Annotated in this window: 14 protein-coding genes, 2 tRNA genes and 1 pseudogene; 7 read left to right on the forward strand and 10 right to left on the reverse strand. The window is 68.4% G+C overall.

From position 1 onward, the window contains the following. Nucleotides 1-7: 7 nt before the first annotated feature. A complete protein-coding gene (gene arsB / locus RIE08_00885; GenBank protein ID MEQ8716142.1) occupies nt 8-1,081 on the reverse strand; it encodes an ACR3 family arsenite efflux transporter in 1,074 nt (357 codons plus the stop codon). Between the two features lie 255 nt (nt 1,082-1,336). On the opposite strand from arsB, the gene RIE08_00890 reads away from it, so the two are divergent. Then, nucleotides 1,337-2,434 carry an LLM class flavin-dependent oxidoreductase gene (locus tag RIE08_00890; protein MEQ8716143.1) on the forward strand — a complete coding sequence of 366 codons (1,098 nt, stop codon included), beginning with the start codon at nt 1,337-1,339 and terminating at the stop codon, nt 2,432-2,434. Nucleotides 2,435-2,544: 110 nt separating this feature from the next. Here the strand turns inward: RIE08_00890 and RIE08_00895 are convergent, their stop codons facing one another. Then, on the reverse strand, nt 2,545-3,741 hold the full coding sequence (locus RIE08_00895) for a hypothetical protein (protein ID MEQ8716144.1): 1,197 nt from the start codon (nt 3,739-3,741) through the stop codon (nt 2,545-2,547). A 133-nt stretch (nt 3,742-3,874) separates the two neighbouring features. Between RIE08_00895 and RIE08_00900 the strand changes: the two genes are divergently transcribed. From RIE08_00900 to RIE08_00910, 3 genes and pseudogenes are all read left to right on the forward strand, one after another. Beyond that, nucleotides 3,875-5,308, forward strand: a complete 1,434-nt coding sequence (locus RIE08_00900) for a polysaccharide deacetylase family protein (GenBank protein MEQ8716145.1) — start codon at nt 3,875-3,877, stop codon at nt 5,306-5,308. Between the two features lie 10 nt (nt 5,309-5,318). Continuing rightward, nucleotides 5,319-6,536, forward strand: a pseudogene (locus RIE08_00905) (cation:proton antiporter). Next, a complete protein-coding gene (locus RIE08_00910) occupies nt 6,510-7,463 on the forward strand; it encodes a universal stress protein (protein ID MEQ8716146.1) in 954 nt (317 codons plus the stop codon). The pseudogene RIE08_00905 and the gene RIE08_00910 overlap by 27 nt, the downstream one beginning before the upstream one ends. Before the next feature lie 31 nt (nt 7,464-7,494). Here the strand turns inward: RIE08_00910 and RIE08_00915 are convergent, their stop codons facing one another. The 3 genes from RIE08_00915 to RIE08_00925 form a co-directional block, all read right to left on the reverse strand. Next, nucleotides 7,495-7,788, reverse strand: coding sequence for a PIN domain-containing protein (locus RIE08_00915; protein MEQ8716147.1), 294 nt, complete (start codon nt 7,786-7,788; stop codon nt 7,495-7,497). Further along, the gene (locus RIE08_00920; protein ID MEQ8716148.1) at nt 7,770-8,225 is read right to left on the reverse strand and encodes a DUF2269 family protein; all 456 of its coding nucleotides are present in this window, start codon (nt 8,223-8,225) and stop codon (nt 7,770-7,772) included. Before RIE08_00920 ends, RIE08_00915 begins: the two co-directional genes overlap by 19 nt. 138 nt (nt 8,226-8,363) lie before the next feature. After that, on the reverse strand, nt 8,364-8,636 hold the full coding sequence (locus RIE08_00925) for an acylphosphatase (protein ID MEQ8716149.1): 273 nt from the start codon (nt 8,634-8,636) through the stop codon (nt 8,364-8,366). 141 nt (nt 8,637-8,777) lie between these two features. On the opposite strand from RIE08_00925, the gene RIE08_00930 reads away from it, so the two are divergent. The 3 genes from RIE08_00930 (at nt 8,778) to RIE08_00940 (ending at nt 11,098) form a co-directional block, all read left to right on the forward strand. Next, nucleotides 8,778-9,698: a universal stress protein gene (locus RIE08_00930; protein ID MEQ8716150.1), complete on the forward strand. Its 921-nt coding sequence runs from the start codon at nt 8,778-8,780 to the stop codon at nt 9,696-9,698. Next, complete coding sequence (locus RIE08_00935) at nt 9,695-10,357, forward strand: AAA family ATPase (GenBank protein MEQ8716151.1); 663 nt, start codon at nt 9,695-9,697, stop codon at nt 10,355-10,357. Before RIE08_00930 ends, RIE08_00935 begins: the two co-directional genes overlap by 4 nt. A 234-nt stretch (nt 10,358-10,591) precedes the next feature. Next, a complete protein-coding gene (locus RIE08_00940; protein MEQ8716152.1) occupies nt 10,592-11,098 on the forward strand; it encodes a hypothetical protein in 507 nt (168 codons plus the stop codon). Nucleotides 11,099-11,200: 102 nt separating this feature from the next. Here RIE08_00940 and RIE08_00945 read toward each other — a convergent pair. The 5 genes from RIE08_00945 to RIE08_00965 form a co-directional block, all read right to left on the reverse strand. Next, nucleotides 11,201-11,277: transfer RNA gene (locus RIE08_00945), tRNA-Val, on the reverse strand. A 33-nt stretch (nt 11,278-11,310) separates the two neighbouring features. After that, nucleotides 11,311-11,961 (reverse strand): hypothetical protein, encoded by a 651-nt coding sequence (locus RIE08_00950; protein ID MEQ8716153.1) that lies wholly within the window; start codon nt 11,959-11,961, stop codon nt 11,311-11,313. Further along, nucleotides 11,961-12,038: transfer RNA gene (locus RIE08_00955), tRNA-Cys, on the reverse strand. The genes RIE08_00950 and RIE08_00955 overlap by 1 nt, the downstream gene beginning before the upstream one ends. A gap of 68 nt (nt 12,039-12,106) precedes the next feature. Next, the gene (locus RIE08_00960; protein MEQ8716154.1) at nt 12,107-12,412 is read right to left on the reverse strand and encodes a hypothetical protein; all 306 of its coding nucleotides are present in this window, start codon (nt 12,410-12,412) and stop codon (nt 12,107-12,109) included. Next, nucleotides 12,409-14,022 (reverse strand): cytochrome P450, encoded by a 1,614-nt coding sequence (locus RIE08_00965; GenBank protein ID MEQ8716155.1) that lies wholly within the window; start codon nt 14,020-14,022, stop codon nt 12,409-12,411. The genes RIE08_00960 and RIE08_00965 overlap by 4 nt, the downstream gene beginning before the upstream one ends. Nucleotides 14,023-14,038: the final 16 nt, after the last annotated feature.

The raw sequence follows: 14,038 nt of genomic DNA on the forward strand, positions 1-14,038 counted from the left end.
CCGCCGTTCACACCGGCCGGGGATAGAACCGGCGCCTCGCCCAGAGCGCCACGTACACCAGGCCCACCAGGACCGGCACCTCGATGAGCGGACCGACCACACCGGCCAACGCCTCACCCGACGTCACCCCGAACACCCCGATCGCCACGGCGATCGCGAGTTCGAAGTTGTTGCCCGCCGCGGTGAACGCGAGCGTCGTGTTCTTCTCGTAGGAGAGGCCCAGACGCAGGCCCAGCATGAACGAGGCCCCCCAGATGATGACGAAGTAGACCAGGAGGGGCGCCGCGATGCGGGCGACGTCGACGGGGCTGTCGGTGATGGCTTCGCCCTGGAGCGCGAACAGCATGACCACGGTGAACAAGAGGCCGTACAGCGCGATGGGGCCGATCCGCGGCAGGAACTCGTCCTCGTACCACTGCACCCCGCGGCGGGCCTCCCCCACGCGACGGGTCAGGTATCCCGCGACCAGGGGCACTCCGAGGAAGATCAACACGATGCGGGCGATCTCCCACATCGAGACGTCCAGCGCCGCGGTGTCCAGACCCAGCCAGCCGGGCAACAGTTCGAGATAGAAGTACCCCAGCGCGGCATAGGCGATGATCTGGAACACCGAGTTCAGCGCCACCAGCACCGCGGCGGCCTCGCGGTCGCCACCAGCGAGATCGTTCCAGATCAGCACCATCGCGATACATCGGGCCAACCCCACGATGATGATCCCGGTGCGGTACTCGGGAAGGTCCGCGAGGAACAGCCATGCCAGCGTGAACATCAGCGCGGGGCCGACCACCCAGTTGAGCAGCAGGGAGCTCAGGACCAGCCGCCGATCGGCCGCAACCTCGTCTATCCGCGAGTACCGGACCTTCGCCAGCACCGGGTACATCATCAACAGGAGCCCGATCGCGATCGGCAGCGAGACCGTGCCGATCGCTATCTCGTCCAACCAGTCGTCGAGGTCGGGGATCAGGCGCCCGAGGGCGATTCCGAGGGCCATCGCCGCGACGATCCACGCCGGCAGGAACCGGTCGAGGCGCGACAACCGCTCGATCACCGCAACCTCGCCGTGCTCTGCGCCCGTCGTCATGGGGATCCGATCCTGGCTCGAGGGGCGCCGACCGCAGCGGCGACGATCACCAGGCTCATCTTCGCACCGGCGAGCTGCTTTGGTGGCCGGACGCCTGGCCCGGTACCTGTGGACGCCTGAGCCTGCGGGTCACGCGGACCCCTGTCCGACTGGCCGAATGCCCACTCAGCGCGTAGGTTGGCAAGGTCGGGAGTGCGCCCAGTTCGTGATGCCGGGCGGCCCGTCGCTCACCACGAACCCAGGGGGACCGCGCTAATGGAAATCGGCCTGCAATTCATCTTTCAGAACACCCACGACGGGCTATCCGACGCCGAGATGATGCGCAAGGAGATCGAGGTCGCTCTCCTGGCCGAGGAAGTCGGCATGGACTTCCTGCTCCTGCCCGAGCACCACTTCGACCCCGGCTACTCGATGATGCCCGACAACCTCCAGATGCTCGCCTACCTCGCGGGCAAGACGGAGCGCATCAAGATCGGTTCGGGCGCCATCATCCTGCCGTGGCACGAGAACCCCACCCGGGTTGCCGAGCGGATCTCTGTGCTGCAGGTCCTGTTGGGTGACCGCTTCCTCCTCGGCTTCGGTCGCGGCCTCGCCCGAGAGGAATACCGTGCTTTCGGCATCGACATGGGCACCTCGCGCGAGCGCTTCGACCAGTCCGCCGAGATCATCCTCGACATCTTGGAGACCGGAGTCGCCGAGTACGACACCGAGTACTTCACCCAGTCGCGCACCACGGTCACCCCGGCGCCGCAGCACGGCTACCGGGACCGGTCGTTCCTGTCTGTGGCGATGACGCCGCCGTCGGCCATGGCTGCCGCCCACATCGGCGGCACGATGATGTCGTTCGTGCAGCTGCCGTGGGAGATGCACCACGAGGCCGTCGAGGCCTGGCGGGCGGAGTTCCAGAAGGTCCATCCGGACAAGGAGCCCGGCGCCCCCGTGTTCTCGGACTTCACGTTCTGCCACGAGGACCCGAAGGTCGCCGAGGACGTCGCCCGCAAGTACCTGTCGAAGTACTACGACACGGTGATCCGCCACTACGACTTCGACGGCAACCACTGGGGCGAGACCAAGGGCTACGAGGCCTACCAGGAGGGCGCGAGCGCCATCGCCGAGATCGGCGTGGATGCCGCGTGTGAAGGGTTCATGCAGAACCAGGCGTGGGGAACCCCGGACCAGATCATCGAGAAGTGGACGCAGCGCGTGGAGATGACCGGTGAGCTCCGGCCCGCCATGGCGGTCTCCTACGCCGGAATGCCGTTCGATCTCGTGCAGAACAGCCTCCGCCTGATCGGCGAGAAGGTCGCTCCTGAGCTGCGCAAGCTGGGGTCGAAGGCGACCGCGGCCGCCTGAGGCGACCTCTCACAGATTCTCCGACGTAGGCCCCGGCTGGAGCATTCCCGCCGGGGCCTCGTCGCGTCCCGGCCGCCCGTGAGGCGCGCCGCAACGCTGCGAGCTCACCGTCAGGACGGCCCGGGCTCCGCCTCGGGAGACAGGGACGTCGCGAACAGCGCGTCGTGCGCGAGCGCCCACGGGGGACGCAGGAACCCGAGGGCCCGGACGTCTTCGAACCAGTGCGAGAAGGGCGACCGGCGCGAGAAGGTTCCCCCGCCGAGGACTCTGCACAGCCGCAGCATCGTCTCCTCGGCGAGGCCCGCGACTGCCTGCTTGGCCCGTAGGGCTCCGTGGACGGCAGTGGCCACGTCGCCCGTCTCGACCGCACTCAGTCCTCCCTCGTAGGCCTGCCGGGCGACCCAGTGGTCCATCTCCGCTCGCGCCCACTCCGACTCCTCGAAGGTCCGCAGTCCGTCACCGCTGCGCGAGCGTTCCGTGACCCGCACCCGCGCCGTCTCGACGGCTTCGTCGAGGACGCCGACCACAACGGCCGTGTACAGGCACGAGGCGAAAGGCCCGGCTCGGAGCCCGAGGTCCGTCAGTGGCCGGTTCCACGCCGCCCTGACCGCAGGCATGGCCTCGAAACGCATCGCGTGGCTCTGGGTCGCTGCCATGCCGACGCCGTCCCATTCTGCGGTGATCGTCGCCTCAGCGGCCTCGTCCCATGGCCGGCCACGCATGTCGAGCACGAACGCGGCGGGTTCCTCGGCTCCGACCGGCAGCCCCGACGTCATCATGTAGTCGGCGATGCCGATACCGGAGCCGAAGTGCTTGTCGCCGGTCAGCCGGTACGTATCGCCGGGTAGAAAGGTCGCCACGTCGCCGTCGGGGACCGCCTCGCAGCGAGTGCGCAGCATGTCTCCCCCGCTACCGGGTTCCGACGTGATCGTGGCCCACTGGGCGCCGTCCATCACCGTGGCGAAGACGGCGTCGCGCTGGAGCGTCCACTCCGGCTGGTCCTCATCAGGGTTCGTCAGCCAGAAGCCGACGACAGCCGGGTGCATCGCCGAGACCAGGGCGACGGAGGGATCGCCGCCCGCCATCGTGCGCAGCGCCTCGGCCACCGCGCGGGTGCCGGTGAGGGAGTCTTCCCATAGCCCGCCGCGGGACATCGGGACGACGAGTCGCAGGAAACCGGTCTCGTGGATCGCTGCGAAGTCCCCCGGATCGAGATGCGTACGTGCCTGTCGCTCCGACCGGTCGGCTCGCCACTGCCCGGCGAGCCCGGTGAGCGCGGCATGGACCGTTGCAACGGATTCGACCATCCGCGGACGATAGTCGGCCATCCCGATATCACCGGAGGCTGAAGCACCGACGACGGGATTGACAGCAGCCGCTGGACACCGCAGACTCCGCGCGTAGCGGCGTTCTGCGCCGGTCTTCGAGGAGTGTGGATCGGTGTCGTCGTCTGCGGGAATCGCCTCGATGCGGTGGATCCGCGTCGTCGTGGCAGCGGCGGCCGTCGTCTCGGCCGTGGGCGCCATGGCGACCGCGGAGGCAGCAGCAGCAGCTCCGCCGGCCAAGCCGATCGTCTATCTGACCTTCGACGACGGACCCTTGTCCAGCGGTACGACTGCGGTGCTCGATCTTCTGGATCGCTACGACGTCGACGCCACGTTCTTCGTGCTCGGGAGCCGCGTGGTTGAACAGCCCGCTCTGATCGCACGGATGCTGCGCGACGGCCACGCGCTCGGTGGACACTCGTGGGACCACCCCGACTATTCGCGCTCGAGCGATGCAGCGATCGCGTCCCAACTCGATCGAACAGCTGACGCGGTACGCAGCGCAGGAGGCCCTCCCCTCACCTGCCACAGGGCCCCATACGGCACCTCGACCACCGCCAGTCGCAGGCTGGCGGCAGAGCGCGGACTGGCCGAGATCTACTGGAACATCGACCCCGCCGACTACAGGAACTCCGCCTCGGGGATCGTCGGTCAACTCGAACGGGTGGTGAACGGGTCGGTGGTCCTTCTCCACGACGGATCCACGAACTACCGGGTGACCGTCGCCGCTGTGGACAGGTGGCTTGGAGCCAACCGGGACCGCTACGACTTCCGGCCGCTGCCGGCGTGTTCCGGTGGACCTCCCGGCCCCCGCTCGGTACATCGTCCGCTCGGTTCCGTCGACACGGCGACCGCGGTCGCCGGGGGCGTCAAGCTCGCCGGCTGGGCCCTCGACTGGGACGTTCCGGGCACCCCGACGCGTGTCCACGTCTATGTGGACGGCGCTTTCGGTGGCGAGTTCGCGGCGTCTTCGCGCCGCCCGGATGTCGCTGCCGCAACCGGCGCCGATGCCCGTCACGGCTTCGCGGGCTTCGTCCCCACGCCGCCCGGCGCCCATGAGGTTTGCGTCTTCGGTCTCGGCCTCGACAGCGCGGGGCGCTTCGACTCCCGCAACGCCGCCCTCGGCCCGTGTCGGAACGTGCGGGTGGGAACCAGCGGACATCCCGGCTCAGGGCCGACCACGCCCGCGCCCCCACCCACACCACCGTCGCCCACCGGATCGAGCGTTCCGCGGGGGTACGTGGACCGCGTCGCCACGACCTCAGAGGGACTCGACGTCGCAGGTTGGGCACTCGATCCTGACGACGCCACCCGGTCGGTATTCGTACACGTCTACGTCGACGGCCGCTTCTGGGCGGAACGACGGGCGGCCTCAGTGCGCCCCGACGTGAACACGGCCCTGGCCGTGGGTGGCTCACACGGATTCACCGTGCGGGGCGCCGTCGGGCCCGGACGCCACGACGTCTGCGTCTACGTCCTGGGCATCGACCGCATCGGCGCCCTCGACGCCATGAACCCGCTGCTCGGTTGTCGCACCGTGGCGTCGTAGGTCACATCGAATGGACGCCATCGCTGCCCCGGGCGAACACGAGGTCCTCGTCTTCCTCACGCAACTGACCATTCTGCTCGCTGCGGCGCGCATCCTCGGGTGGGCCTTCGGCCGCCTACGCCAGCCTTCGGTCATCGGGGAACTACTCGCCGGTGTCCTGCTCGGTCCGTCCGTGTTCGGTCGAGCGTGGCCCGATGGCGCCGAATGGCTCTTCCCGGCAGGCGAGACACAGGGGGCGATGCTCTTCGCCGTCGCGTGACTGGGCCTCGTCCTGCTCCTGGCCAGCACGGGATTCGAGTCCGACCTGGACATCCTGCGCCGACTCGGCCGGCCGGCGATCTGCGTCGCGACGGGCAGCCTCGTCGTTCCACTCGGGGTCGGTTTCGCCGTGGGGCTCGCCGTTCCGGGCGAACTCCTCGGGCCTGAGGCCACACAGGGAACCTTCGCCGCGTTCCTCGCAGTGGCGCTCTCGATCTCCTCACTACCGGTGGTGGCTCGGGTCCTCGCCGACCTCGGTCTGCTGCGCCGCGATGTCTCACAGATCATCATCGGCGCAGCGATCGCGAACGACGTGGTCGGCTGGCTTCTACTGGGAGTGGTCGCCGGCCTTGCGGAGAAGGGCTCGGTGAACCTGGGCGAGACAGTTGGCACCGTCGCGTGGATGGCCGTCTTCCTCGTCGCCATGCTCACCGTCGGCCAGCGCCTGACCGACCGGGCACTGCGTCTCGTCTCATCGACCACCCAACCTGCGACCAGCCAGACGGTCCTCGTCGTGACGATCGTCCTGGGTGCTGCTGCGGTGACGCAGTGGATCGGCGTCGAGGCGGTTCTCGGAGCGTTCATCGGCGGCGTCATCGTGGGCCGTTCCCGCTGGCGCGACGAGCGCGTCATCCGCCTCGTCGAGAACGTCGCGCACAGCCTGCTCGCCCCCGTTTTCTTCGCCACCGCCGGCCTTCGTGTCGATCTCGGCGCGTTCGCCGACCCGACGGTCGCACTGTGGAGCGTGATCATCGTCGCCGTCGCGTCCGCGACGAAGTTCGTCGGGGCGACGGTCGGCGCGGCCGTCGGACACCTCCCGCGCCGCGAGGGTGTCGCTCTCGGCGTAGCTCTCAACGCCCGGGGAGCCCTGGAGATCGTGATCGCGGCGGTCGGCTTGTCCATAGGAGTCCTCGACGACGACTCCTATGCGGTCATCGTCGTCATGGCGATCGCCACCTCGGTCGCCGCCCCTCCCCTGCTGCGAGCGACCCTCGGCTCATGGCAGGGGACCGAGGCCGAACAACGCCGACTTGCCGCTGAGGACTCCGAGAGAACCCGACTGATCACGGGACATCGCGCGCCGCTGCTTCGGGACAACGCGGACCCTCCGACGGTCGTCGCTGCGCAGATCGTGGACCTGTGCTGGCCTTCAGGAGTAGCGGTCACGCTGGTCAGATCCGATGGCTGCGCCTCCCCTGAACACGTCGACGCAGTTCACAACGTGCTCGCCGAGCGCAGAACCGACGTCGTCCGCACCGAGCCGCTCCTGGCGGGGGCACGCCTCATTCGCGAAGCGGCGCGCGGCTATTCCGCCGTGGTGGTGGGTCTCCCCGGCAACAGCGGGGCTGAGCTTCCACACGACGTCGCCGCGCTGTTGTCGTCGTCGACGATCCCGACTGTGTTGGTACGACCCGAGCGTGTCCCCGACCAGAAGCTGCCTGGAGCGTTCGGCCGGGCGCTCGTACCGGTGACAGGAACGGTTGCGTCACAGGCGGCTCAGGAGCTCGCCGCGGGCGTGGCCGGCCGTCTCGGCACTGAGCTCGTGCTCGCTCACATCGACACGTCACCACGGACGCTCGCGCCCTTCGGGAGCGACCCGCTGGTCCACCCGCTCACACCCGGCGACGTCCTTCTGCGCAGTGCCCACGAGCAGGCGATGCGCAGTGGCACGCCGCGGGCACGGACGGTTTCGATCGCCGGGTCGAGCCCTGCCGAACGACTCGTGGAACTCTGCGGTGCCGAAGACGTGGACGTGATCATCGTCGGGGCGACACCGCGGAGCTCGGACGGGTTCGTCTACCTCGGGCCGGTGGTGTCCCACCTCCTCGAGCACAGCCCGGTAACGGTCGTCGTGGCGGTCGTCCCTCCCGGCTGGGTCGCTGCACGGGCTTCCTGATCACCGGGACGGGAGACGCGGCGCTGTCGCGTCAGCCCCTAGCGCCGCCCGGGGTGGTCCAGCTCAAGCCCTCGAACCTCGCGAAGTCCCTGTCGTAGGAGACGAGCGTGCAGCGGTGCTCGAGCGCGAGGGCGGCGAGGTGGGCGTCATTGACCAGATTGCCGCCCGACCCGACGCCCGGGAGGAGTGACCGCGCAAGGCGGGAATGGCCGACCCCGGGTTCGAGAACCACCCCCCACGGAGCACCGAGCCATGCGTCGACCGTCTCCACCGCAGCAGCCACGTCGAGTGGCGCGGGGAAGACGGCTAGACGCCCGGCTTCCAGATCATGAGGACGATCATGACGAGGAAGAGCGCGGTGAGCACCATGCCTGCGATCTCGACCCGCTTCTCGGCCGACGCATCACCATCGGCGAGTTTGCGCTCTGCAGGCAGCAGGACGGCGTGCAGGATCCCGTTCATTGCGATCCAGACGGCGAACGATGCACTCACCCATCCCTGGCTGAACTCCCACGCGTCGTCGGACAGGAGTATCAGCAAGATGCCGAGTCCACCGGTGACGATGAGGGCGGGCGCATAGATGCGCCGGCCGTTCTGGGCGATGAAATTGAGAATCGCTGTCCGGGCCTCGGGCGACGCCGAACGCGACTGGATGTTCATCACTGGATGAGCGATGACCGGGGCGAAGGCGACCACGAACGACACGACGTGGAGCGCAAGAACGACGTTGTAGAGGTCGTCACCGACCGCAGCGAAGATCATGCCCTCGTTTCTAGCAGCCTCTGCAGCCCGGAGCAGTCGTCGCGGCGGCGCAGGCATCAGATGGCCTCGGGGCGGGTTTCGGCACGGCACGACCGGCCGCGTGGTCCACGGGTGCACCTCGCCGACCGGGAGACCGAGTCACCTCGTCACAAAGGTGGTGAGGCCCTCCGGTTGCTCGTCGATCGCGGCGACGTCGGTGACGACTGCATGGTCCGGGCCGTGATGGCACCAGGCCTCGACGTGCGCGACGGCATCGCGGTCGCCTTCGAGGACCACCTCGACGCGGCCGTCGGCGAGGTTGTGGGCCCACCCCGACACGCCGGCGGCGGCGGCCTGTTCACGACACGAGGCCCGGAACCAGACACCCTGCACGCGTCCGGAAACGAGAAGTCGTCGGCGAATCGATGCCACATGCCGATGCTAAGACAGCCGGCGGAGAAGGCAGGGCGGAGCCCGGGCGTGACGACTTTGGACCGTACCTTGCGGCTCCGGTGGCGCTTACGCTGGTTTCGACAGTGACACGTCCGCCCCTTCCGCCGACCCCCTCTGGCCATGTATCGATTCAAGAACATCTTGTTCAGCCCGCTCTCGGAGCATGGCAATCCGGCAGCGATTCGACGCGTCGGTGAGCTCGCTGCCGGGAACGGCGCGACCCTGACCCTGCTCGGTGTGGTTGCTGAGCCGTCCCGGTTACAGCGCCTCCTGCAGAACTCGGCGATGCTCGACGAAGCGGTGGAGGCCGAACGGTCCCGTCTCGACAAGGCACTCGGTCGTTGGGTGGAACACGCCCCGCCCGGGGCGCTCACCCGCGTCGGCGTCGGCGATCCCGCCCTGCGCGTCATCGAGGAGGTGCTGGGCGAGGGCCAAGACCTGGTCGTCGTGACGAACGATGACGATCGCGGTGGCCGGGCGGCGGTTCGCCAACTATTGAGGAAGTGCCCGTGTCCTGTCTGGGTGATCCGGCCGACCCGTGCTCGGACTCAACGCGTCCTCGCCGCGGTGAATCCCGATCCGAGCGAGGCCGAGCTCAACCGGACGATTCTCGAGCTCGCGACATCGATGGTCGACCTGCACGGCGGCGAACTCCACGTCCTGCACGCATGGGAGCTGTACGGCGAGGCCACCATGCGCAGCTCCGCATTCATGCACGTCCCACCTGCTGCATTGGATGAGCTTCTCGACGAGGAACGGGCCAAGCACAGTGCTGCCCTCGACGAGCTCGTCGCGTCGTCGTCGGTTCCAGAGACGGCGTGCCAGGTGCATCTGACGAAGGGCGAGGCCGCTGAGGTGATCACCGCCGCGGTGGCGCAGCACCGGATCAATCTGTTGGTGATGGGAACCGTGGCCCGCACGGGAGTGAACGCGATGGTCATGGGCAACACGGCCGAACGCGTCCTCGACGAGGTCAGCTGCTCGGTGATCGCGGTGAAACCCGAGGACTTCGTCTCTCCGATCAGACCGCGGGCCGAATGACCGCGGACGCGTCGGACCCGAGTGAGCCGGCGGTGGAGGACCTTCCGCAGCGACCGGACCGCTCCCGGGGCAGGAGCCCGTTGCGGGTGGTACTCACCGGCGGGCCCGGCGGGGGGAAGACCACCGCCGCGGACCTGTTCAGACGCGAGATCGGCGACCGCGTCATCGTCGTCCCCGAAGCTGCGACGCTGCTGTTCTCCGGGGGCTTCCCCCGCACGGCGGGAGCGGACGCAGAACGAAGCGTCCAGGATGCCATCTACCACGTCCAGCGCAGCCTCGAAGACATCCAGGCCGCCCAGTACCCCGATCGGATTCTGCTGTGCGACCGCGGAACCGTCGACGGCGGCGCGTACTGGCCCGACGGCGCCGACGAGTTCTTCGCCTCGGTCTCCTCGACCCATCCCGACGAGCTCGCCCGCTACGACGCGGTCATCTTCTTCGAGACGGCTGCCTGCGGAGGCCATGGATTCGAGAGCGAGAACCGGTTCCGCACCGAGTCACAGCAGCAGGCCATCGACCTCGACGCCCGCCTGCGCGAGTTGTGGATGCCACATCCACGATTCACCCTGATACCGCATACGACTTCGTTCTTCCGCAAGATGACGGTCAGCATCGGAATTCTCGAGAGCCTCGTCGCGCAGCTCCCTCCCGCACGCTGATCGGCGAGGGGTGAAGCGGATCAGCCCGGTTCGAGGTTTGCGCCGCGGGGGCACCGCCGCAGCTCGCCGAGCGCTCCGGCCGCCCCCTCCGCGTTCACAGCGAAGGACCCGGCCTCGGCGCTGAGCAACACGGCGATCGTCCAGAGACGTCACCCGCGGGCGGGATCCGAACGTCTGTCAGTCAAGGAACCAGCCGGCCTCGATCCGAGCCCGGCCCAACTTGGAGGACGAATGATGCAGAATCACCGAAGCCGACTCGCCGCACGGGCGCTTCGAAGCACCGCCACCGTCATCGTTGTCGCAGCGACGCTCTTGGCAACCGCCGGCCCTGTCGCGTCGGGCGGGGCCCAGGTCACCAGAGGTGAGTTCACCCCATTCGCCGACGCCGAGGGAGACGAGCTCGGAATCAGCGGTCGAGCCCAGATGGTGCGGACCTCCAGCGGCGACACCAAGGTCGTTGTCCATGTCACAGGCCTCGAGCCCGGGGCCACATACGGCTCCCATGTGCACGACGAACCCTGCGACACGGGCAACGCCAACGGGCACTACTTCTTCGCAGCCCCCGTCCCCGAAGGCGACGGACCGAACGCTGACGAGATCTGGCCCGGGCCGGTCACCGCCAACCGCGGCGGGGTCGCTAGCGGCAAGACGACGGTAGGGGCCGTGGCCGGGCCCGAGGCCGTATCCGTCGTCATTCACCGCAGCGGCGGCGCGAAGATCGCCTGCGCCGACTTGAGCTGACAGCTCCCGATCCCGCCGCCGGGCGCTCCCGGTGGCGGGATCACGCTGACCCCCGATGGGAGCGTCGCACAGTCCTACGCGAGGGTGTGATGGGGAACCTTTTGGTGGGCCATGAGGGATTCGAACCCCCGACCCCTTGCGCGTCATGCAAGTGCTCTAGCCAACTGAGCTAATGGCCCCGGAGCAAGAGAGGTTACCAGCTGGCTCGGGCGTCAACGCGTGCGTAGGAGCAGGGATCCGACAACGCCGGCCACTCCCCCGGCGAGAGCCATCCAGATACCGGTCGCCAGGTCGAAGTCGACCCCGGCGTTGGACACCTGCTGGGGGTCGAGGCCGGCGACCGATGCGACGGCCTCGGCGAGGCGGTCACTCGCGGGACCCTGGATGTCGTACATGCTGAAGCCCACCAGCGCAGTCGCCGTCAGTGCCGCGGCGAGCATGCTGACGAGCACGAAGACATGGCGGAAGCCGGTCAGCGTCATTGCGCCACCGACTGCGAGAATGCCGGCGCACAGCAACACACCGATGCCGTTGGAGTCGAAGCCGCTCACCTCGGAACTGCCGACGTTGCGGATCGTGACCCGGTCGGCCCAGTCCAGAAGAGCCCCAGCGGCCAACAGCACCGCAGCGACCAGGGCGACCACACCGGCGACGACGTCGCGGGTGGTTCGGACGTGCCCGCCGTCAGCGGTGGCGGAGACGGTTGCGGGCTGTTCCGTCGGCGGCGACGTCGGCCAACCCTCACCGGCCGGTGGTGTCGGATTCTCGACCGGCTGCTTCCGGTAATCGGGGTGCAGTTCGGGCGCGTACCAGCGGCCGTCGGAGGCGAGCCACCAACCTGGCCCCTGGGGCGTGTCGCTCATGGAGCGCCGGGCGGGATTTGAACCCGCGACTGTACGGCTTTGCAGGCCGCTCCCTTGGTCCGCTCGGGCACCGGCGCCGGTGTGGTCCTTCGACCACATGGCCCGGTCATCGTAGCGGTGGCGCCGCCGCGGACGTACTTCCGGCTCAGACCGCTGCGAGCTGCCGCTTGGTCGGCGCCGACCTGACACCACCGTCGAGGGCATCGGCCCTGAAGTCTCCGCGGGTGCGGTTGGCGGGTCGGCTCCGGTCCGAGCGCACACCGTCGGCCACGAGTTCACTGACGGGGATGTGCCACATGCCGTCGACGAGGGTGGCCCCCGGGTAACGGCCGGAGTCGATCCACTCCAACACCTTCGCCCGGGTCACTCCGAGGCGCTCGGCGACGGCATGGGCGGTCACGGTGTAGTCCGAGTGGTGGCTTCTCGGGTCATTACGTTTCGGGTCGTTCATCCAGATCGTGTCTCCTGGCGATTGTCGATCGCGTCCGATGTTGGCTGCCTTACCCGAACCTGACCCTTCCCAAACGCTGCGAGACGAAACCGACGCGACGGCGCCCAGTGACGCCAGCGGCTCAACTCGACGGGACCGTCCGCGCTCACCTCGAGGTCGTAGCCGACGCAGAGGTCGGTCACGAACCGTGCCCCGAAGCGCCGCACCAGACCCTCGCCGAGACACGAGTTGCCATCGAGACCGAACGGCGAGTACTCCGCCCCTGTGAACTTCCGCCCTTCGAAGCGGCCCGGGTCGAACTCGTCGGGATGGTCGAACACCGCAGGATCCCGATGGGACTCGGCGACGCAGATCCTCACGACCCAACCTCGCGGAATGCAGAACCCGTCCACCGTGACATCGTCACGGGTGCAGTCACGCCACACGAACTCACTCTGGGCGAGGCGCAGCGTCTCGGAGATGACGAGGCCCGCCGCAGCAGGCACCCCGGACGGGTCGGCCAGCATGGCGGCATCGTCACGGACCCGCTTCACCCACTGCGGGTTGTGAGCCAGGAACCACACACACCAGCCGATGAGGCCGGCCGTGTCCTTGGAGGTCATCTGGGACATGATGACGAGGTTCCTCAGCAGCGTCGGGTCTCCGGTCGGATCGAACCCGTCAGCGTCCAGCGTTGCGATGAACGACCGGTCCACGCGGGGGCCACCGCGACGAAGGGTCGACACGATGAAATCGTCGATCGACTCGAAGGTGGCGACCTCCTCAGGTGACCCGTCGAGCGGATGCCAGACGTCGACCGACTCGAACCGGGCGATCAGCTCCTCGATGACCGGCGCATCGCGGTCGATCCCGAAGAAGATCTCGAGCCATCCCGCGAGCAGGGCCCGCTCACAGACGTCGGTGGAATGCCTGGTCTCGTGACCGTCGCTGGTCAGTTCGGCGACGAGATCGGCGGACAGCGACCCCAGGGTGCCCTCGAGGCGTCCGAGGACATGAGCGCTCAGAGCGCGAGCGAGGACCCTGCGGTAGTGGCGATGCTGATCGCCCCGCATCGTGCGGATGAATCCGCCCGGCACATGGATGTTGTTGGTGAACACCATCGATGCGAGGCCGTCGGCGTGGTCGGCGAGCAGGCGACGGCCGCGCTCGAGACCGAGGACGCAGACCATGTCCCTCGCCAACCCTCCCGACACGCTGAAAACGGGGCCGCGCCTCTGAGCCTCCCGGATGCCGAAATCACGATCCAGCGACATCTCGGGGCAGCCCGTCAGTCGACCCGGCGGCGCGTCACGCAGACGCAGGGTCCCGATGCGTGACCACCATTCGGTGGCTGCCAGACCCGCTGGGAAAGCGACGAGCGCGATCCGCGCGAGCCGCGGGGAACGACACGCCCACACCGCGATAGCTACGACGCCAACGCCGGCCCTGACCGCCCCCGCACGTAACGCTGCAATGTCATCAGGGTGGGCCCGCACTAGTTCGTGACTGCGCAGCATGCGCACGGTTGCCGTGGGCCGCAGGACGGCCCGGGCCGTAAGGACGATTCCCCTCCTGAGACCCCGCCCGCGCAACCGTGACACGACGGGTTCGGTCAACCGCCCTCGATGCACGTCGCGAGAGTAGAGG

It is taken from the genome of Acidimicrobiales bacterium, assembly GCA_040219085.1.
Classification (GTDB): Bacteria; Actinomycetota; Acidimicrobiia; order Acidimicrobiales; family JAVJTC01; genus JAVJTC01.

Coding starts and splice junctions, on each gene's coding strand:
- RIE08_00935 (MEQ8716151.1), top strand. CDS start 9,695: ATGACCGCGGACGCGTCGGACCCGAGTGAGCCGGCGGTGGAGGACCTT.
- RIE08_00960 (MEQ8716154.1), bottom strand. CDS start 12,412: ATGAACGACCCGAAACGTAATGACCCGAGAAGCCACCACTCGGACTAC.
- RIE08_00890 (MEQ8716143.1), top strand. CDS start 1,337: ATGGAAATCGGCCTGCAATTCATCTTTCAGAACACCCACGACGGGCTA.
- RIE08_00930 (MEQ8716150.1), top strand. CDS start 8,778: ATGTATCGATTCAAGAACATCTTGTTCAGCCCGCTCTCGGAGCATGGC.
- RIE08_00920 (MEQ8716148.1), bottom strand. CDS start 8,225: ATGATCTTCGCTGCGGTCGGTGACGACCTCTACAACGTCGTTCTTGCG.
- RIE08_00950 (MEQ8716153.1), bottom strand. CDS start 11,961: ATGAGCGACACGCCCCAGGGGCCAGGTTGGTGGCTCGCCTCCGACGGC.
- RIE08_00940 (MEQ8716152.1), top strand. CDS start 10,592: ATGCAGAATCACCGAAGCCGACTCGCCGCACGGGCGCTTCGAAGCACC.
- arsB (MEQ8716142.1), bottom strand. CDS start 1,081: ATGACGACGGGCGCAGAGCACGGCGAGGTTGCGGTGATCGAGCGGTTG.
- RIE08_00910 (MEQ8716146.1), top strand. CDS start 6,510: ATGGCGATCGCCACCTCGGTCGCCGCCCCTCCCCTGCTGCGAGCGACC.
- RIE08_00895 (MEQ8716144.1), bottom strand. CDS start 3,741: ATGGTCGAATCCGTTGCAACGGTCCATGCCGCGCTCACCGGGCTCGCC.